We start from the raw sequence: 20,429 nt of genomic DNA, 5'->3' as shown, positions 1-20,429 counted from the left end.
GACACAGATATAAATCTATGCCTGATGTTAAGTCCAACTTTTTGGGGTCACCTTACATCGAGTGATTTTAATTTTCATCAGAATCTTCGCCAATTATTACTTCATTGTCATTGGCATTTACTTGATCTTTTAGTTTTCTAATCCTGCATGCCTTTATCCTGTTATCCTCGATGTAGAGGATTTTTATTTCGTAGCCGTTATAGATTATTGTTTCGTTTGCTCCTTCTTCTGGGATGTAGCCTAGTTTATCTATTATAAATCCACCCAGCGAATCAAAATTTTCGTTATCCTCATCTATTTCAATAGGGATTTTTTCGTTTAGGTCTTTGATATTCATCGAAGCTTTTACAACATAAACTCCCTTGCGATTTTCTCTAAATTCGCTGTATAAGTTTGCTCCCTCATCTAAATCTCCTACGATTTCTTCTAGGAGGTCATCGATTGTTACTACCCCTGCAAATCCACCATATTCGTCGATTAAAACTGCCATATGAATGTGTTTTATCTGCATATCTGCAAATAATTTGTCAGTTTCAATCTTATCAGGTGCGTAGTAAGCAGGCTTTATCAGACTTTTGATATGGACATTTTTTATCCCAACCCTAGTTGCTTCTAGTAGATAGTCTTTGGTATAAAGAATACCTAATATATTATCCACTTCGTCTTCATAAACTGGGATACGGGAGTGTTTTATCTTTGTAAATTCATCTAACCAAGTCCTATCTTCATCATTTATGTCTATCATAAAAACATCAGTTCTCGCTGTCATTATTTCTTCAGCAATCAAGTCATCAAATCCCATAATAGAGTGGATCATTTTTGATTCCATAGGGCGAATGATTCCTTGATCTTCTCCAACTTGAACTATAGATTTGATTTGCTCACTGGTAACTGCTTTTTCGATGCCCTTGGCTTCTATGCCAAAGATTTTCATAAATAAATTTGTTACAAATCGTGTGAATTTTACAAATGGATTAGTTATAGCAAGGATAATACGTGATACAAATATCGTATTCATTGCAAGGTCCATTGGATTTCTAACTCCAATTCTTTTTGGAATTTTGTCTATAAAAATTATTTTTATTATGACAAATAATATGAGTGATAGAAATATATATGTGTTTGTGCTAAAGTTTTGACCAAATATTGTGGCATCACTTACCGCAATTCTTATACGTCTTACAAAAAAAGTAACTATTAGCAAGGTCAAAAATAAGTCTATCATTTCAAAGGATTGATTTAGCCTATCCTGATCGCTTATTATTTTTAAAAGTGATTTAGCTTTACTGTCTCCCTCTTCTTCTAATTCCTTAAGCTTTTCAATATTGAGGGAAATAAGTCCAGTATGAATTGCAATTAAGACAGCATTTAGGATTATTAATATTGCTGTTGTAATTACATTTTGTACACTAAAATAGGGGCCTTGGTCCATTTATATTCTCTCCGTTCTTTCTTTATCTAAGAATGACTATATACATTATTTTAGCTATTGTCAAAGCAATTATGTACAAAAAAAGAGTTCAACTCCCATTATGAGCTGAACTCTTTTTTATTTTTTAATTTTAATACATACATCAAAACAAAAATTACTATCACCCCAAAAGTTAAAGAAATAATTGCGGAATGAGTAAATCCTGCTATGACATATGCTAGTGCAGATATAGCTGCAACACTCATACCATATGGTAATTGAGTTTTAACATGGTCAATATGAATGCACCCTGCCCCTGTAGATGACATTATAGTTGTATCAGATATTGGAGATAGATGATCTCCACAAACTGCTCCTGAAAGAGTAGCTGATATGCCTATAAAAAATAATGGATCTGTCGGTTCAAACATAGATACTACAATTGGTATCAAAATTCCAAAAGTTCCCCAGCTTGTTCCTGTAGCAAAGGCAAGAAATATTGCAACTATAAAAATTACAACTGGTAAAAATGAATTTAAACTTCCTGCTACATTTTCCATAAGTCCACCTACATATTGTGTCGATCCCAATAGGTCGTTTGATATATTTTTTAGGCTGGTAGCCATTGTCAAAATCAAAATAGCTGCTACCATTGAAGAAAATCCTTCAGAAATAGCATCCATCGATTTTTCAAATGTTAAGGCCTTTTTTGCTACAAAAAATATTATAGTGATTATTAACGCAATAATAGATCCCATGGCAAGAGCTATTGATGAATCGGTGTTGGCAAAAGCATTTACAAAATCGTGATAAAAAGGACTTTGTAAATCAAAAAATCCGCCTACATTAATTAAGCTAGTAACACAAGAGATAATCAAAACCAATACAGGAAAAACCAAGTCAATTACAGACCCATTTGAATTTTGATCTGAATCATAAGTAGAAGCATCTTTCCTAATACCTAGATATCCCTCATTCATAGCCCTTTGCTCATATTTTTTCATTGGCCCAAAATCATTATCAAAGGCTATAATATTTATTACAAAAACCAAAGTCAAAAGAGAATAAAAATTAAAGGGAATGGCTCTTACAAATAACTCTATGCCTGACATATGGCTACTTTCGGCATATCCTGAAACAGCAGCTGCCCATGAAGATATAGGTGCTATCATGCAAACAGGAGCAGCAGTTGCATCTATTATGTAAGCAAGTTTCGCTCTTGATACTTTGTGGGAATCAGTTATAGATTTCATAACAGATCCACTTGTTAAACAATTAAAATAATCATCAATAAATAGCATTATACACAAGCAAAATGTAGCAAGTTGTGATCCTTTTCTAGTTTTTATTCTTGAATTAGCCCAATCTCCAAAGGCTTTGGATCCGCCTGAATAATTTATAAGTACAACAATTATTCCAAGAACTACTAAAAATATAAAAATTCCTGAACTTGCTGAAATAGAAGAAATAAATCCTTCTTCTACTAAATTATTTAGAAAAACTCCCAGTGATCCTCCTGATGATAAAATAGCACCAGTAACAATTCCTAAAAATAAAGATGAAAAAACTTCTTTTGTAAATAATGCCACAAAAATAGCTACTAAAGGTGGAAAAAGTGACCAAACACTCGCCTCAGTAGCTTTTCCAGTAATTGCAATATATATAGCAAGCCCTAGAGACAACAAGGCAATTGCCAGGGCTGGTTTTAACTTTTTGGTATCCATAAAAAACCTCTCTATGAGTTTTAAATATTTATAAGTCTGTACTTTATATAATTAAACTCAAATATTTTGACGTATGTCTTACATTATACTTATTTTTTTCATATATGAAAATCCTTTTATTCACCAACAGAAGCTTAAGATATATAAAAGCAAAAAATCTTAAAATATTTATTGGTTATATTGATCTAATAGCTAAGAGATTTAAGTCTCTTCGTTATAAATAATGTAAAATAATTACATTTATGACCTTTATTATAAATTATTTATTACTACAGAGAGAAAGAGTCAAGTCCATAATATTGTGTAAAAATAACTAGCACAATATTATGGACTTGACTTTTGAAAGTATAGATTAGTTTTGTAATGTTATTTTATTATATAAAGAATGAACAAAATAATACCACCTAATACTAAAGTTATACCTACAGATAAGATAACAGTTTCCAAGCCATCTTCATATGTTATTGGTTTAAAGCTATTATTACTCTTTTTATAAAAGATTATAGTCTCAATAGCAGATATTCCCAACGATATCGCAAGAATATACCAAATATTTAAAGAGGCCTGTAGTAAATTTATTGAGATAACATAACAAATAAATAATATTAAGTTGTAAATATAAAGTTGTGATATTGATACATTTTTTGGCTTTTTCATAATTATTTACCACACTGTTCACTTACCCAAGTCCAGCCTACAGTATTTACACCACCTACTATAAAGGCTGCAAGAGGACCGCCTACCATTCCGGCAATTGCCGCGTATAAACTACCTATACTATGTCCTACTAAACCAACTACATAAGGACACCAAGAGGCGGCATCAGTTTTATAAGTACTGATATTTGGAGATACATATAAAATTTTATTAAATTCACCGTTATTATCTTTGCCTACAATCATTTTAGAACCGTTTTCTTTAATAAATTCTATAGTTTCTGGATTATTATTTATTGAATGCACTCTAATCTCAGAATTAAGATTTTTATTTACTTGAATTAATCCTGTAGTAGATTCATCTTTATTATGATAATAAATGAAATCTAAATCTTTTATTGATCTTACATTCGGATCTATAATAAAATCATTTTTCTCCAACTCTTTAATTTTATTATTTAAAAAATCACTCTCATTTGTTAATTCTGATAAGTAAGTTTCTTTATGTAATACAACTTCATTTTTGACCTCTTTAGATTCAGATGCATAAGCTACGTTCGAAAAAATTGGCAAGCATAATGCGAGTGTTAAAAACATTGATATTATCTTCTTTGAAGTCTTATTCATATTAATCTCCTTTTCTTTTATAAATTTTTATTTGATTTTTTATATTCCATTACACAAAATTGACAAACTATAAGGTTAATATATTAACACATAATTTCCAACATTCAAAAGTACTCTTGTATTATACAATTATTATACAATGTACCCACAAAATTTTTTTTAAAACATCTAGTTTATAAAAAATTGATAGTATATGTGTAATTCTATAAAATTAAAAAGGTTATTTGAAAACTTAACTAATACAATGTTTTAATGAGCAAACGAAACTAAGAGGAATCGAATAATATAATATAGTTTGCAATTGATGACAAAGTACAAAATTTAATTAACGAATCAGTAGTCAATAAAGTTGCTAAATCTATTTTAATTAAAGAATTTAATGAACTTATGGAAAAATAATATTTAGATAATAAAACTATACAAACGTTATTAAAGAAACAACGGATACTATCAATGTGACTACACCATGAAATAGGTACTCTAACCCTAAAAGTACTTGGAACTCTTGACTGTAATTTCTCTATGTAATTATTTAAGCTTTTTGGAAAAATTAAATGAAAAAGTAAAAGATACGAGATATCTTATAATTATGATTCAGTCATACGAATGATTAAAACCTATTATCTGATTGAGTTCAAGATTTATTGATATAAATGAATTGTATGGTGAATATTTTACTAGATATATTTACACAAGATTATGGACTTGACTATCTTTTTTTCAATTTTTATTTAGAATTTATAATAATTATATTTTTTCTTATATGTTAGAAGAAATTTTTACTTGTAGTATTTAAAATAGTGATTCTATTTAAATTATTAGAGTGAAATTGTATAGACAAAAAGAGGCTGTTGCAAAATAGATAAATCATTCCAATATCATTAGGCACCCCAATGATGGAAGGATAGAAATCCATTGATTTGCAACAACCTCTCATTAATTTTGAATTTTGTATTAAGGGAAATAAGTCCAGTTTATATAGCAACTACGATAGTATTGATACTTTTAAAATGGCTACCGTAATTACATTTTTTATACTATATAGGCTTATTACTCCTTAGATAGAGTGGGCCTGCTATCGCCTTTTGGACCAATTGGATCTTGACCTTCTCTAAATCCTGGTTCATCTAAAGTATCTGTAACATCAGGATCTGAGATAATATCTTTTACTTTCATCAGTCTTGCGATAGTTGCTCTTTCGTTTTCTTCTAGTTTTGCTCTAATATACTTAATTGTTTCTTCCAAGTCTGGAATAGTACGGTATTCTAGAGCATTTACACGTCTACGTGTAGATTCAATTTCATCTGCCATTAGCTGGGTAGTTTTTTCTAGCTCTGCAAGTTTTAAAAGTTTTTCCATAACATCATTTAGCCCTGCGATTGCTTGGTCAAGGCCTGCTGATGTTTCTGCATAACCATAAGAATACATGCTTGCATCCTCATTTTGATCTACCTTAAATTCCATTTGTGGAATTCTAACACTCATGACATTTTTAACACCTATATCAACACCAACTTTTTGAGTAGGAAAGCTAACTGCTGCTTCCATTGACTCTGGGCTCATAAAGGCACTTGCAATAAGAAAATCAGAAAAAGAATCAGAAAGTTCTTTTTCTACTTCTTCTCTTAAAGTTTTATTTTCACGGATTAAAATCATAAATTGACGCATAAGCTCATCTTGCTTATCTTTTAATAATTTATAACCACGTTTGCTTGTGCCAAGCCTTTCTTTTAAGGTGTTAAGATTCATCCTAGTTGGCGTTACTTTTAGTCTTGCCATCTTTATCACCTAACCCATATATTTTTCAATAAGGTTATCATCAATTCTCTTAAGTTCTGATTTTGGAATTAGTTTTAATAATTCCCAACCTAGATTTAAAGTTTCCTCGATAGTTCTATTTGTGTAATATCCTTGGTTGATATATTTTTCTTCAAATTGTTTAGCAAATTCAGCAAAAGCAAGGTCTGCATCTGAAAGTGCTGAATCCCCTAAGATTTTTTGTAGCTCACGAGCATCAACCCCTGATGCGTATGCTGCATAAATTTGGTTCATAGTACCAGCATGGTCTTCACGAGTTTTGCCCTTACCTATACCCTTATCTTTTAGACGAGAAAGAGATGGTAATATTGAAACTGGTGGTTCTACACCTTGGTTATATAATTCACGGTTTAGGATAATTTGTCCTTCTGTGATATATCCTGTAAGGTCTGGGATTGGGTGAGTAATATCATCTTCTGGCATTGAAAGGATAGGAATTTGTGTAATAGTTCCTGGTTTGCCACGAAGTTTACCAGCTCTTTCATAAATTGTAGAAAGGTCTGTATATAGATATCCTGGGTAACCACGACGACCTGGTACTTCCTTACGAGCAGCTGATACTTCACGTAACGCTTCTGCGTAGTTGGTCATATCTGTCATGATTACTAGTACTTGCATGTCTTTTTCATATGCTAGGTATTCTGCACAAGTTAAAGCCATTTTTGGTGTAGATAGACGTTCGATAGCTGGGTCATCTGCAAGGTTCATAAATAATACTGAACGGTCGAGGGCCCCAGTTTTTCTAAAGTCTTCTAGGAAAAATTGTGCTTCTTCAAAGGTAATACCGATAGCTGCAAATACTACCGCAAATCCTTCATCATCGTTTAATACACGAGCTTGACGGGCAATTTGTGCTGCTACTTGATTGTGTGGAAGTCCGTTTCCTGAGAAAATAGGAAGCTTTTGTCCACGTACAAGGGTATTTAGTCCGTCAATTGTAGAAATACCTGTTTGGATAAATTCTGATGGGTAGTCACGGCTTACTGGGTTAATAGCAGTTCCGTTTACATCACGTTTTTCTTCTGGAATGATAGCTGGGCCATCATCGATTGGTTCGCCAAGACCGTTAAATGCACGACCAACCATATCTTCAGAAACGCCAAGTTCTAGTGGACGGCCTAAAAATCTTACAGAAGTAGATTCAAGGTTAATACCTGTTGATCCCTCGAAAAGTTGGACCATAGCGCGGCCTTCTTCGATTTCTATAACACGACCACGGCGGCGTTCGCCAGTTTGCATTTCTATATCTACTAGTTCATCGAAGCTTACACCTTCAACACCTTCAACAAGCATTAGAGGCCCAACAACTTCGGTTACTGTTTTATATTCTTTTAACATTATGCCTCCCTTGTTAATTGTCCAATTTCTTGGTCAATTTCATTTTTGATGTCTGTTAGTTTGCCTATTTCATCTTCGTGAACGAATTTTGCTCTTGTAATTTTTTCGTGAACTGGAAGATTTTCTAGTTTTTCAAGCTCAACACCATTTGATAAAGCTTCTAGTGATCTATCGTAATTATGAAGTATTAAATCAAGCATGATGTTTTGTTTTTTAAGTGAACAATAAGTATCTACATCATGGAAGGCGTTTTGTTGTAAGTAGTCTTCTCTGATAGATTTTGTTACATTTAGTTTTAATTTATCATCATCACTTAGGGCATCACGACCAACTAGTCTTACAACTTCTACTAGTGAAGATTCTTGTTGTAATAGACTCATGGCACGTTTTCTCATAGTTGAGAAACTTTCATCAAAGTTATTATCAATATATCTATCCATTTTGTCTTGGTATAGAGAATATGAGTTTAACCAGTTGATAGCTGGGAAGTGACGTTGGTAAGATAAATCGTAATCTAGTCCCCAGAATACTTTTACTATACGTAATGTAGCTTGGGTAACTGGTTCTGAAAGGTCCCCACCTGGAGGAGATACAGCACCGATTACTGTAAGTGATCCTATTTCATCTCTATTTCCTAAAACTTCAACTTTACCACTTCTTTCGTAGAAATCTGCGATTCTAGATGCAAGATATGCTGGGAAACCTTCATCCCCTGGCATCTCTTCTAGACGACCAGACATTTCACGAAGGGCCTCTGCCCAACGGCTTGTTGAGTCAGCCATCATAGCTACGTTATAGCCCATATCGCGGAAGTATTCTCCAAGAGTAATTCCTGTATAGATACTTGCCTCACGAGCTGCTACTGGCATGTTGGATGTATTTGCAATAAGGATTGTTCTCTCCATTATTGATTCGCCTGTTTTTGGGTCGATCAGTTCTGGGAATTCGTTAAGTACGTCAGTCATTTCGTTACCACGTTCACCACAACCTACATAAACTACCATGTCTGCATCGGCAAATTTTGCAATTTGGTGTTGTACTACTGTTTTACCAGATCCAAATGGTCCAGGGATTGCAGATGTACCACCTTTTGCAACTGGGAAGAATGTATCGATAACTCTTTGGCCTGTAACAAGTGGTTCGTTTGGATCAAGTTTTCTTCTTGATGGACGTGCTTGTCTTACTGGCCATTTTTGAATCATATTGACTTCTTTATCGCCATTTTCAGTTTCAATAACAGCAATTGTGCTATCTACTGTAAATTCTCCAGATTTTATATCTTTAAGTCTACCGCTGATTCCGTATGGTACCATGATTTTGTGTGTAAGTACATTTGTTTCTTCAACTGTACCAATAACATCACCTGCCACTACTTCATCGCCTGCATTTTTTGTTGGAACAAATTCCCATTTTGTTTCACGATTTAGTGGTGGTGCTGTAACTCCTCTAGTTAAAAATGATCCTGCAAGGTCTTCAAGTTTTTCTAGAGGTCTTTGGATACCGTCATACATGTGACGAAGCATACCAGGTCCAAGTTCAACTGATAGGGGATGTCCTGTAGAAACTACTGGGTCTCCAGGTCCGATACCTGTTGTTTCTTCATAAACCTGAATACTTGCAACATCTCCTCTCATCTCAATTATTTCGCCGATGAGCTTATCTTTTGATACCTCAACCACGTCATAGATGTTAGCATCAGATAATCCGCTAGCTTCTATCAATGGCCCTGATACTTTAGTAATTTTACCTTGTTTCAAATTAAGCTCCTTTAATTTAGAATATTGGCTCCAACAGCCTTTTCTACTGATTTGTTAATGTCAGCAAGGCCTATGCCCATTGATCCCTTATTTCCAGGGATTAAAATGATAGCTGGAGTCATTTGGTCTCTATATTTATCAATTGTAGATGGGATTTCTTTTGCAAATTTTTCTGTTATAAATATTACGCCAACTTCTTCTTTGGCAAGGCTATTTATAGTATTTGCTGCTTCTTCACCATCTATAACTGTATATACTTCTACACCGAGTGCCTTAAAGGCAAGAACACTGTCCTTATCTCCGATTACTGCTACTCTATGCATAAGTTTCACGCAACCTTTCTAATGTAAATTCTTTTGGTAATGAATTTAGTTTTGATACTAGAATGATCCTTAGGTTTTTAATCTCAGCTTCTTTGGAGATTATATAATTCATCAAAACTTCAGGGCCATAGGTCATAGATTTTGCAAGTCTTGAATAATCCATTTGGTGATCATCAATTGCTTTTTCAAGGTCTAGTAGGTTTTGGTCAAGAGTTTTTTCATCATCCAAAGCCCTTACTATATACTTGTTGATATTTTCATTGGAAAGCTTAACCACAATGTGATTTATATCTGCTGGGGCAAGTTCTACTAATCTTTCTGGTTCAATATATCCGCCATCGATTAGTGCCTCAGATAAATCACTTGCTTCATTTCCTTGAGCTTTGATACGCAGAAGAGTTTTGATATTGATTAGGTCAATACGTTCTTTTGTATATTTTGTAAGCTCTTCTAGATCTATTTCCTTAGCATCTATTAAAAGTTTTTCGTAATATGCCTTATCAAGAGTGATATCTATGTCTTTTGGATTGTTAGTTTCTCTAAATTTTGCAAGGGCTTTTTTGCCATATTCAACATAAGTGTCATTTTCATTTACTGACTTGTTAAATGGTTCATAGCCTTCGATTTCTAGGCCTTCTAAAAATCCAACTTCGATATTATCGTTTGATAAGTGTCTTTTGATGTAAGCTAGGTCTATATTTCCTATGTCGTTATACAAATTTGCATAAGATTCGTCTTGGGCAATTTCTCTTACTAATACTTTTAGATTGTGAAAATTATATCTTTCTCTAAAGTATTGAAGAATATTGTCATCACCTGCTGTATTTTCTATAAGATCATAGGAATTTTTAAGTTCCTCATCTAATATTTTTTCGTATTCTTCAGGACGATTTAGATTTTGAATAGCATCCCTATATGATGAGTCACTTAAAGCGTTTAGCACATCTTCTACTGAATTATAATCATTTAATCTTTCTAGGTCATTGCTAGTAAGGAGGTTATTTTCGCGTATTCTAGTTGAGATAGATCCACCTATATAGTTATCTCTATTCATAAGCCCTCCTTATTTAAAGATTTCATCTGAAATTTCTTTTCTTATATCATCAATGTTGTATTTTAATATTGAAGAAAATCTGTTGTCGTATTCGATTTTGCCTGATCTTACTACAAAACCATCTTCTACTGTTTCATCAGCTACTTTTATACCATTAAATTCATTGTCCTTAATAGTATTTTTGAAGTTTTCTGCTAGTAAAATCTCGCCGTTTGTGATATTTGATTTATTTAAAGTGTTTTCAATGTAGGCTTTGTATGAGTTTTCGTCTAGATTTTTTAAGTTTTCTAGAAGTTTTTCTACTACTCCATCGATTACTTTATTTTTTGCATTGATTTCTATATCACGTGATTGTCTTTCTGTTGATACCGCTTCGTTTTTTTCGATTGTTGCGGCTTCTTTTTTTGCACTTTCAATTATTTCTTGTGCCTTTTTTTCTGCTTCAGTTTTTTTCTCGCTAACTATTCTGTTGGCTTTATCTGTAGCATCGTTTATTATATTTTGACTTTCAGTATTTCCTTCGCTAATTATTGATTCTAATATTACTTCAAGATTATTCATAATCTTTTCCTAATATTATGCGTTTAGTACTAGTAGTAGAGAGATTACAAAGCCTAAGATTGCGTATAACTCAACCATTACTGAGTAAACAACACCTTTAACGAATTCATCTTCGTTTTTAGCAAGGATGTTTACACCTGCAATAGCTACTCTAGCTTGTCTTTGTGCTGAAGCATAACCAACGATTGCTACTGGAAGAGCTGCCATTAGTAGGTAAAGTCCTTTTTCAAATGTGATTTGATCTCCACCTGTAATTTGTTGTAGGATAAAGAATCCGATTACGAATCCGTAAAGTCCTTGTGTACCTGGAAGTAGTTGTAGGATAAGTGATTTACCAAATTTTTCTGGTTGATCTACTGTTAGTGCTGCTGTTGCTTCACCTGCCATACCTACACCCTTAGCTGAACCAATACCTGATAGTAGTGTTGCTATTGCTGCTGCTAAAACTGCTAAAACTGTTCCACCGTTTTCAATAAAAAAATCGCTCATTATTTTTCTCCTCTTCTAATGATATTTATATTATTAGTATCTTCTGTCATTTCGCGGAATTTGATACCGCCACCTTCGTAGAATTTGTTAAACATTTCTACATAAATTAACCTTAGTGAGTGCACATATGCTGATAGGTAGGATAAGAACATATTAAATAATTGGAAAACTACAAATATGATTATGCCACCTATTAGTCCGCCTATGCCACTGCCTGCCATCATTTTTACAATTAAGTTTACAGAATAAGCTACGAATCCACCTGAAAGTACAAGGGCCATAAGTCTTAAGAATGATACGAAATCTCCAATCCAAGATGTGATTCCATATAATTCATAAGCACCACTTGCAAGTCTACCAGGCCATGATTTTATAGCACGTCCTGCAAATAATACAATCATTATCATTCCAGCAATCATGATGTATTTTGCAATTGGATTTTTTGTAAGGACTAGAGCAATTGCTCCACCTACTGCCATATACCAGCTAAGTACATCAAAGATTACTCCATCAAAGCGACCATCACGGATTGCCATATATCCTTTTACTCCAAGAGCAAAGAATAAGCTAACACCACCGATTACCAGACTCATTACAATAAGCTCATTGATATCAGTAGTTGTATCAATCCAGCCAAATGGCACATCGATTATACCTCCAAATACTGATCCAAAGATAAATCCAAATACACATGCTGATATGGAAATTCTTAGGAAAAGTTTTAGAGTTTTTTGAGTATCTTTAGGGAAATCTTTTAGTTTTAGGGCAAGTAATATTGCAATAACTCCAAGAAGTCCATAACCTAAGTCCCCAATCATAAATCCTGTAAAGATTGTATAAAATGGAGCAACAATACTGGTTGGATCTAGTTCGCTATATTTTGGTAGCGCATAAGTTTCAACAACATTTTCGTAAGGTTCAACTAATTTGTTGTTTTTTAGAATAATTGGCACATTTGGGTCATCTTTTTGGGCTGGTATTACATCAAGTATGTATTTATCTCCCAATATTTGATTTAAATCTGCCTTAAATTCTTCACTTTTATCGCTTGGCACATAGCCTTCTACGATATTCATTTGACGAGTTTTTAGGAAGTTCTCACTTGAAGCTTCTTTTTTCCTGCAGTTGATGATATAGGCTTGATAGATATATAAGTCTTCCAAATATTTTTTAAAGTCAATTATTTCATTGTCTACTGCTTGAATTTCCTTATTTATCTGATCTTCTTGCCCACTAAGGTCTGTTAAGTAATTATTAACCTCACTATCTGCAGCAATTTTTACTCTGCTAAATCCAAATTCTCTAAGTATCTCAGAGAAATTTTCCGCTTCTTTGTTGGTTGAAAGGGCTACAACATAATAATTGCCATCTCTTTCGCTTAGCTTATAAACCAAAGTGCCATCTAGATTTCTTTCTACTAGAGCCTTTTGCAAATCTTCATAGAATCTGCTTGAGATAGTTCCAGTTTCCATAAAAAACCTATCAGACCTATAAAGCTGATCCATGTTGACATCTATATCTTGCCATGGAGATAAGTCGCTTTGTTTTTGGTTTAGTCCATCTCTACTTTGTACAAGTTTTTCACGTTTGGTTATAAGATCTCTTAATTTCTCATAAATTAAATCAAAAGTGAAGTTTGATCCACGTCTGTTGACCTCTTCTAAAGATAAGTCACTTACTTTCTCATCAAGTTCTTCTGGTAAATCTTTTGTGTAGTCTCTTATGACATCTATCGCATAATTTACCTTATTAAGTGATTCATCAATATGAGCAAGCCTTTCAGTCTCGCGTACTTCACTTATATAATTTTCATCATTTTCTTTTACCAAATCGTTAAAATGTACATAGTTAAAACTTTGTAAGCTGTTAAGAAGATTTTCTCTATCAGAGTCGAAACTTAGCAAGTTAAACTTATCCATTTTAACTATTGCCATCTCTTACAATCCTTTCTGTTAAAGCATCGATAATAGTTTTAACATTTTTGTTATCGGTGTTTAAAATATTATTTGAAGCCTCGCGTGCCTTTTGCAAAATAGGTTCTTTACTGCTTTGAGCATTGCGATTTGCTTCATCAATGAGACCTTTTGCTTTTTGGTTTGCATCAGAGATTATTCTCTTATACTCACTTTCAGCATTAGACTTAGCTTCTGATAAAATGTCTTGTGATTTTATTTTTGCATCACTGACACTTTTTGAAGCAGCTTCTTCAGCCTCTTTGATTTTTAGTAAAATATCATCTGCCATTTTTCACCCCCTAGATAACATTAATTAAATTATACCATAAAATAAGCCCAGAAAATAGGACTAATTAAATTTTTATCAAATTTCCTTTGGACTTTATAGTATATTTGAAAATGGTTACCTGTATTTTTCATACATATTTTTTAAATACCCAATATGAAAAATATTTAAAAATTTTTTATAAAAAATATAAGTGAACCCAAAATAAATTATTCTAGGTCCACTCATGCAATTTTCTATTTTATTTTTTCTATAATTCTTGATCTTGTTTCAAAGTCATCTGTGCTTCCAGATATTGAATTATTTTCTTTGGCAAGTTTTGACATTTGATCTAGGATATCACTTACTTTTTGAACATCGCCTGTTTTATTTGTTAGTTCATCAATACCTTGAGATTTATAATCTTTTAATCCTTGGGCAAATTCGTGGTAGCCAGCTTCATATTTATCGCTTCCTTCTTTTAATTTGCCTGTTGATTGATTAAGTTCGTTTAATCCTGTATTTAATTGTCTAAGTGCATCTGCTAATGGGTTGATTGCTGTTTCATTGATGTTAGATAGTTGATTTAGTGATTGTGATTTATTTTTAAATTCTTCTAAGCCATTTGAAAGTTTTTGTGAACCATTAGCTAGCTGTGCAGAGTTTTGGTCAAGTTCATTGATAGCGCCTGATAATTTTTCAACACCTGCTGTATTTTGGATAGCTCCTTCTTTTAGTTTGCTTGATCCAGCTTTAATTTTGCTTGTTGCTCCATCAAGCATAGCAATTGATTCTTGGAGTTTTGCAAGATTTGATTCTGAGAATCCCTTATTAATTTTTTCTACACCAGCTGATAGGCTAGTTGATGCTTTTGCTAATTCATCTTTTGAAGCTGATACTTTTGTAGAAATTTCTTTTGAACCAGCATTAGCTTGATTTATGCCTGCAGTAAGTTCGCCAGATGCTTGGTTTAACTCATTAAGTCCTGCTTTTACTCCTGAACTAATTTGTGCACTAGCTTTAAGATTTTCAGCTTCGCCATAAAGTCCATTTTTAATTGCAGCTAAATTTTCAATTTGCTCACTTAGTGTGCCATCTTCGTTATTTCCTTCTAAATTTGCAATTACGTTATCTATTGCATTTGCTTGAGCATAAATATTTTCAAGACTTGTTTCGACATTTATACCATTTGCACTTTCACTTAGCTTTTCTATATTTGCATTCATATTTGCTGATGCATCAGAAAGTTTTGTAAGACCTCCATTTAACTCATCGACACTATTTGCAAGTGGAGTAATGCTTTCGCCAAAGTCATCAAGTCCTTTTTGTAATTGGCCTAGAGAATCTGTAAGCGAAGATGATTTTTGATCTCCCGCTTTTGAACTCATAGCAGTTTTTTCTTTTAATTCACTTGTTGCTTGATTTAATTGGGCAATACCGTTATCTAGTTCTGTTGCACCATTTTGCAATTGTTTTGCGCCTTGATTTAGAGCTGGCATATTTTTATTTACTTGGTTGACACCAGAAGTGTATTTATTAATACCGGCATTTAGATTGCTTGATCCATCGCTTAATTGATTTACTGCTTTGTTCATTACTGAAACTTTGCCTGGTAAATCTGCAAAGGCATCGCCAAGTTTTTCAAAGTTTGCCAAAATTTTTGCTGATCCATCTGATAATTTGCCAGCACCAGCGTTTAATTGGCTGATACCATCGTTAATTTGTTTGCCACCATTTTCTAATTCATCTGATGCATCTACAAGTTTTGTCATATTGTTTTCTAGTTTATCGATACCTTCATTTAAATCATCTAAGGAAGCTAAATTTGTATCTTCTTGGAAAAATTCATTTGTAATTAGGGTATAAATTTCACTTTGTTTGTAGGCAGTGACATCCATCTCTACTTCGATTTTGTCTTTAAACTTATCAAGTTTGTCAGCATCAAGAACATCAGCAAAATTTTCTTTTAATCCTGGTGTCAAAAGTCCAGTTACAACTTGGTTTTTACCGTCTTTTACGATTTTTCCGCTATCACTTGTGATATTTGAAACCTTGTCTCCATCAAAAATCATTGCTGTTGCTACTGCATATGGGGAGAAAATATTTGTTTCTTTGCCATCAATTTTTGCTGATGTTGATTTTTTGTTTGTAGATTCTGCTACTATTTTTAAGTGGCCAGATTTTCCTTCTAGTTCACTTGCTTTTACTTCCCTACCATCTAGAAAATATTTTACAGACACATCTATTGGTAGTTCACCGTTTGTTTTTCCTTGGTAATAAATGTCTTTTTCTTCTGTCTTCCAGTCTATATATCCATTATTTGCATCAATGGCTTCATCTGTTTCTAGATTTTTAATGTCTTTTAAGTTTGTTTTATCTTTTGTTTTTATATTTTCATCGCCATTTAGCCATATAGATGCTGTTTCATCTACGATTTTATTATCTTCTTTGGTTACGTAAATGGTTTCGCTTTTTCTTACAGGTTCTGTGGCTGCATATGATACATTTGCTCCTAGCACTGAGCTTACAGTTACTGCTGCAAGTACTTTTACAAATTTTTTATTCATAAAATCCTCCTAGTTTAATCCTTTTGTTGTTTTCTTTATGAATGGGAATGTCACACTAATTATTGCAGGTAGGAAGATAATAATTACTAGCATAGAAATTATTGCTCCTCTTGCCAAAAATATACATATGGTAGATACAATCTCCATTTTTGAGTAGATACCTACACCGATTGTTGCTGCAAAAAATGATAGGGCTGATGTTACGATTGATTTTGCAGTTTCTTTTGTAGCTATCATTAAGGCCTCATCTTTGTCTTTTGTTTGCTTATATTCATATAAAAACCTATCTGTCATTAGGATTGAGTAGTCAATTGTTGATCCTAATTGGACTACACCAATGATTATTGATGTGATAAATGGTATTGTTTGGCCCATATAAAATGGAATTCCCATATTTATAAAAATGGCTAGTTCTATTGCTGCAATTAGTACAACTGGAAGTGCAAAAGATTTAAATACCACTGCTATAATTAAAAATACAACGACAATAGAGGCTATATTTACCATTTGGAAGTCCCTATCAGATATTTCTGTTAGGTCATCAGTAAGGACTGCTTCACCTGTTAAGTAGCCATCTGGGTCGTGGGCTTTTACAATCTTATTTATTTCTTCAATTTGTTTATTAACTTCTGGTGATGCTGTTTGGTATTTCGAATTTAGCATAATCATTTGGTAGCCGTTTTTTACAAAATTATCTTTTAATTTATCTGGTAAAACACTAGATGGCAAGGTAAGTCCAGTCATAGAATTTACGCTAAGGACATTGTTTACACCATCTACTTTTTCAAGATCATCTATCATGCCATTTATAGATTGCTTACTCAAATCATCTTTTACCACTATAAAGTCAGTAGATGCCATGTCATAATCTTTTTTCATTTTGTTTAGGGCAACTATTGAGTCAAGATCTTGTGGTAAGGACCTATCTAGGTTGTAATAAAGTTCAGTATTATTTGATCCATAAACTGCTGGGACAAATAGGGCTAAAAATACAATAAATAAAGCTTTTCTGTATTTTAAGGTAAAATCTGCAGTTTTTTCAAATGATGGTAATAATACTTTGTGATTATATTTATTAACCCATTTTTCTGTAAGCAATAGCATTGGTGGAAGGACAACTACTGTTGAGATTAATCCTAAAAGCACACCCTTACTCATTACAAGACCGATATCTTTACCAAGACCTAGTCTCATTAAAATCAATACTAAAAATCCTGCAAAGGTAGTAAGTGATGATGCAAATATAGATGCAACTGTACTTGTAATTGCCTTTGACATTGCTTCACGATTGTCTTCATTTGTTTGTTTTTTCTCTACATATCTGTGATATAAGAAAATTGAATAGTCTGTAGTTACAGCTAGTTGGAGTACTGCTGCAATTGCCTTGGTAATATATGAAATCTCCCCTAGGAAAATATTTGTACCAAAGTTATATAAAATTGCATAACCAATATTTAGCATAAACAAAAATGGTATGATAGTTGATTCATTGGCCAAACTTAAAACTATAAGGGCAAGAATTACTGCCAGTGCCACATATATTGGTGTTTCATGGTCTATTAGGTCCTTGGTATCTTTTACTAAAGATGAAATACCTGATAAGAATTTTTCCTTAGACTCAATTGCCTTTATCTGATCAATGGCCTCCATAGTCCTAAATGAGGAGGATGATTCGCTAAATTTAACCATCAAAAGAGTAGAATCTTCTGCATAAAAAGTATCCCTTATCTCATCTGGCAAAAAGTCATTTGGTACTGTATCTCCCACAATAGAAGATTTTGAAATAACATCTTCTACACCATCAACTTCTAGAATTTTGTTTTTAAGTTCATCTGCATCATGGTCATCGCCCTTTAAAATCAGCATGCCAGTTGCAGCGTTTTTAAAATCTTTATCTAGAATTTCTTGGCCTTGGGTAGACTCAAGGTCAGCAGGTAAGTAGGAGAGAATGTCATAATTTACATCAGTTTTTTCATAGCCAATCCAAGAAGGTATAAGTAATAAGGTCATAATAAGTAAGACTAATTTTGGATGGTATGAAATAAATTTTGATATTTTTTTCATTTAATTTCTCCTGTTCCATTAAAAATTTTTCCTATAACAGCAAATAAAACTGGTTTCATTTCATCGATAGATAAAGTTGAATCTTCCATAAGGGCACTCTTACAAGTGGACATCATAATATCAAATGTCATAGCGAGGATGTAAAGTTGCTGAGACTGGCTGTAAGATTTGGAAAATAAATTTTCATACCTACTTAGAATAAATTGCAGAGTCGAATCAGCCTCAGTCAGCCTTTCATCATGCTCAATTTTTGTATATAGGGCCCAGGTAATATTGTTACTTAAAAGGTCAAGCTCAAAGGGATTAGCAATTAAATAATCTATTATGTAATCCACAAAAGAAATGTATCTTTCAACTGGATCTTCACCCTTACAGTTTTCCTCAGCTTTGATTATGATATCCATGGCCTTATCAAGGACGATTTTTTCCTTCAAATCATTTTTATCAGTGTAATATAGATAAAAAGTTCCAAGTCCAAAACCAGACTCAGCCATGATTTCACGTACAGAAGCCTTATCAGGACCCTTTTTCTTAAAAACTTTAAGAGCCGCTTCCATAATTTTTGCTTTTTTCCCACCTAATCTATCCGATGCCATAAAACCTCCTATATAAAAATGAACATCGTTCATTTGTTGTTACAGTTTATATTCTACACTCAAATGAACAATGTTCAACTATTTTTAAAAAATTTTATCAATTAGTAAAAATTATTGAAATTTAGGCACAAGAAAAGAACCCCTAAGGGTTCTAATTTTATAAATCGTCTTCGATAATTGAAGATTTGGAGTATGCAGAAACTTTTGCCTCAAAAAAGTCTGTTTTTACTTGGTTAGGGTCAGCGTATTCTTCAACCCATTTCATAGAATCTGGCACTTCGTTATAGCCTTCATATAGATTTCCAAATCCAAGACCTTTCGCTCTTAGGTTTCCTAAATACTTGATATAATCTTCTATCATTTTGCCATTTAGTCCTGAAATATTATCACCAATAGCATATTTTCCCCAAGCAATTTCTTGCTCTACACCTTCTTTTAGCATTTCTGTGTAGTATTTGATGTGCTCTTGGGTAAATAAATCTGGTCTTTCCTTTTTAAGATCATTTATAAGAGACCTAAATAACCATAGGTGGGTATTTTCGTCACGGTTGATGTATCTGATTTCTTGAACAGTTCCTGGCATTTTGCCGTTACGTCCTAGATTATAGAAAAATGAAAATCCTGAGTAGAAATAAATTCCTTCTAGAATATAATTTGCAATTAGGGCTTTCATAAAGTTAAATTCGTCATCTTTTTCTAAGAAATCATTGTATTGCTCCCCGATGTATTCATTTCTGTGAAGTAAATGTTCGTCATCCTTCCACATATAAAGGATATTTGTACGTTCTTCTGGTGAACAAATTGTATCTAGGATATATGAATATGATTGAGAGTGGATGGACTCTTGGTAGGTTTGAATTGATAGGCAAAGGTTGATTTCATTTGCTGTAACATAGGTTTGCAAATTTGGGAGATTTGCAGTTTGGATTGAGTCAAGATATGTTAAAAATGAAATTATCCTATCAAAGGCAAATTTTTCATGCTCATCAAGATTTCTATAATCTTTTATATCTTGATTTAGGTTAATTTCTTCTGGTATCCAAAAGTTATTCATAGCTTGGCGGTACCAATCACTGGTCCAAGTGTATTTTAAGTTGTTAAAATCATTTAAATTTGTGGTATTTCCTTGGATGATTTTTCTCTTAGCAAGATCTACATCTCCATCTTCATTGAAAATTCCACGTTTTTCAACTTCTTTTTTTTTGCTATCTTCCATTGTATGCT

General features: G+C 32.9%; 16 protein-coding genes. All 16 read right to left on the bottom strand.

The genetic code is table 11. The annotated features are described in order from the left end of the window. Positions 1 to 67: 67 nt before the first annotated feature. Entirely contained in the window at positions 68 to 1,432 is a 1,365-nt protein-coding gene (locus JNO63_RS04050; RefSeq protein ID WP_203127212.1) for a hemolysin family protein, read from the bottom strand. A 98-nt stretch (positions 1,433 to 1,530) separates the two neighbouring features. Beyond that, a complete protein-coding gene (locus JNO63_RS04045) occupies positions 1,531 to 3,135 on the bottom strand; it encodes a Na+/H+ antiporter NhaC family protein (RefSeq protein ID WP_203127211.1) in 1,605 nt (534 codons plus the stop codon). Positions 3,136 to 3,794: 659 nt separating this feature from the next. Then, a complete protein-coding gene (locus JNO63_RS04040; protein WP_203127210.1) occupies positions 3,795 to 4,418 on the bottom strand; it encodes a hypothetical protein in 624 nt (207 codons plus the stop codon). 1,050 nt (positions 4,419 to 5,468) lie between these two features. Continuing rightward, a complete protein-coding gene (locus JNO63_RS04035) occupies positions 5,469 to 6,197 on the bottom strand; it encodes a V-type ATP synthase subunit D (protein ID WP_203127209.1) in 729 nt (242 codons plus the stop codon). Positions 6,198 to 6,206: 9 nt separating this feature from the next. Next, on the bottom strand, positions 6,207 to 7,574 hold the full coding sequence (locus tag JNO63_RS04030; protein WP_203127208.1) for a V-type ATP synthase subunit B: 1,368 nt from the start codon (positions 7,572 to 7,574) through the stop codon (positions 6,207 to 6,209). Further along, the gene (locus JNO63_RS04025; RefSeq protein ID WP_203127207.1) at positions 7,574 to 9,331 is read right to left on the bottom strand and encodes a V-type ATP synthase subunit A; all 1,758 of its coding nucleotides are present in this window, start codon (positions 9,329 to 9,331) and stop codon (positions 7,574 to 7,576) included. Before JNO63_RS04025 ends, JNO63_RS04030 begins: the two co-directional genes overlap by 1 nt. An 11-nt stretch (positions 9,332 to 9,342) precedes the next feature. Next, positions 9,343 to 9,654: a V-type ATP synthase subunit F gene (locus JNO63_RS04020; protein ID WP_203127206.1), complete on the bottom strand. Its 312-nt coding sequence runs from the start codon at positions 9,652 to 9,654 to the stop codon at positions 9,343 to 9,345. Continuing rightward, a complete protein-coding gene (locus JNO63_RS04015) occupies positions 9,647 to 10,708 on the bottom strand; it encodes a V-type ATPase subunit (RefSeq protein ID WP_203127205.1) in 1,062 nt (353 codons plus the stop codon). The genes JNO63_RS04020 and JNO63_RS04015 overlap by 8 nt, the downstream gene beginning before the upstream one ends. Before the next feature lie 9 nt (positions 10,709 to 10,717). After that, a complete protein-coding gene (locus JNO63_RS04010; RefSeq protein ID WP_203127204.1) occupies positions 10,718 to 11,269 on the bottom strand; it encodes a V-type ATP synthase subunit E in 552 nt (183 codons plus the stop codon). A 15-nt stretch (positions 11,270 to 11,284) separates the two neighbouring features. After that, positions 11,285 to 11,758, bottom strand: coding sequence for a V-type ATP synthase subunit K (locus tag JNO63_RS04005; protein ID WP_203127203.1), 474 nt, complete (start codon positions 11,756 to 11,758; stop codon positions 11,285 to 11,287). After that, positions 11,758 to 13,692 (bottom strand): V-type ATP synthase subunit I, encoded by a 1,935-nt coding sequence (locus JNO63_RS04000; RefSeq protein ID WP_203127202.1) that lies wholly within the window; start codon positions 13,690 to 13,692, stop codon positions 11,758 to 11,760. The genes JNO63_RS04005 and JNO63_RS04000 overlap by 1 nt, the downstream gene beginning before the upstream one ends. Continuing rightward, positions 13,679 to 14,002, bottom strand: coding sequence for an ATPase V (locus JNO63_RS03995; RefSeq protein ID WP_203127201.1), 324 nt, complete (start codon positions 14,000 to 14,002; stop codon positions 13,679 to 13,681). Before JNO63_RS03995 ends, JNO63_RS04000 begins: the two co-directional genes overlap by 14 nt. Positions 14,003 to 14,235: 233 nt before the next feature. After that, positions 14,236 to 16,545, bottom strand: coding sequence for a hypothetical protein (locus JNO63_RS03990; RefSeq protein WP_203127200.1), 2,310 nt, complete (start codon positions 16,543 to 16,545; stop codon positions 14,236 to 14,238). 9 nt (positions 16,546 to 16,554) lie between these two features. Next, entirely contained in the window at positions 16,555 to 18,609 is a 2,055-nt protein-coding gene (locus JNO63_RS03985; RefSeq protein ID WP_203127199.1) for an efflux RND transporter permease subunit, read from the bottom strand. Beyond that, entirely contained in the window at positions 18,606 to 19,205 is a 600-nt protein-coding gene (locus JNO63_RS03980) for a TetR/AcrR family transcriptional regulator (protein WP_203127198.1), read from the bottom strand. Before JNO63_RS03980 ends, JNO63_RS03985 begins: the two co-directional genes overlap by 4 nt. A 157-nt stretch (positions 19,206 to 19,362) precedes the next feature. Beyond that, the gene (locus JNO63_RS03975; RefSeq protein WP_203127197.1) at positions 19,363 to 20,421 is read right to left on the bottom strand and encodes a ribonucleotide-diphosphate reductase subunit beta; all 1,059 of its coding nucleotides are present in this window, start codon (positions 20,419 to 20,421) and stop codon (positions 19,363 to 19,365) included. Positions 20,422 to 20,429 lie beyond the last annotated feature (8 nt).

The organism is Anaerococcus sp. mt242, assembly GCF_016798225.1.
Classification (GTDB): Bacteria; Bacillota; Clostridia; order Tissierellales; family Peptoniphilaceae; genus Anaerococcus.
The sequence above is the reverse complement of the archived record's forward strand: the minus strand, read 5'-3'. Positions and strand labels throughout refer to the sequence as shown.

Coding starts and splice junctions, on each gene's coding strand:
- JNO63_RS04000 (WP_203127202.1), bottom strand. CDS start 13,692: ATGGCAATAGTTAAAATGGATAAGTTTAACTTGCTAAGTTTCGACTCT.
- JNO63_RS04035 (WP_203127209.1), bottom strand. CDS start 6,197: ATGGCAAGACTAAAAGTAACGCCAACTAGGATGAATCTTAACACCTTA.
- JNO63_RS04040 (WP_203127210.1), bottom strand. CDS start 4,418: ATGAATAAGACTTCAAAGAAGATAATATCAATGTTTTTAACACTCGCA.
- JNO63_RS03975 (WP_203127197.1), bottom strand. CDS start 20,421: ATGGAAGATAGCAAAAAAAAAGAAGTTGAAAAACGTGGAATTTTCAAT.
- JNO63_RS03990 (WP_203127200.1), bottom strand. CDS start 16,545: ATGAATAAAAAATTTGTAAAAGTACTTGCAGCAGTAACTGTAAGCTCA.
- JNO63_RS03980 (WP_203127198.1), bottom strand. CDS start 19,205: ATGGCATCGGATAGATTAGGTGGGAAAAAAGCAAAAATTATGGAAGCG.
- JNO63_RS04020 (WP_203127206.1), bottom strand. CDS start 9,654: ATGCATAGAGTAGCAGTAATCGGAGATAAGGACAGTGTTCTTGCCTTT.
- JNO63_RS04015 (WP_203127205.1), bottom strand. CDS start 10,708: ATGAATAGAGATAACTATATAGGTGGATCTATCTCAACTAGAATACGC.
- JNO63_RS04005 (WP_203127203.1), bottom strand. CDS start 11,758: ATGAGCGATTTTTTTATTGAAAACGGTGGAACAGTTTTAGCAGTTTTA.
- JNO63_RS04045 (WP_203127211.1), bottom strand. CDS start 3,135: ATGGATACCAAAAAGTTAAAACCAGCCCTGGCAATTGCCTTGTTGTCT.
- JNO63_RS04010 (WP_203127204.1), bottom strand. CDS start 11,269: ATGAATAATCTTGAAGTAATATTAGAATCAATAATTAGCGAAGGAAAT.
- JNO63_RS03995 (WP_203127201.1), bottom strand. CDS start 14,002: ATGGCAGATGATATTTTACTAAAAATCAAAGAGGCTGAAGAAGCTGCT.
- JNO63_RS03985 (WP_203127199.1), bottom strand. CDS start 18,609: ATGAAAAAAATATCAAAATTTATTTCATACCATCCAAAATTAGTCTTA.
- JNO63_RS04050 (WP_203127212.1), bottom strand. CDS start 1,432: ATGGACCAAGGCCCCTATTTTAGTGTACAAAATGTAATTACAACAGCA.
- JNO63_RS04030 (WP_203127208.1), bottom strand. CDS start 7,574: ATGTTAAAAGAATATAAAACAGTAACCGAAGTTGTTGGGCCTCTAATG.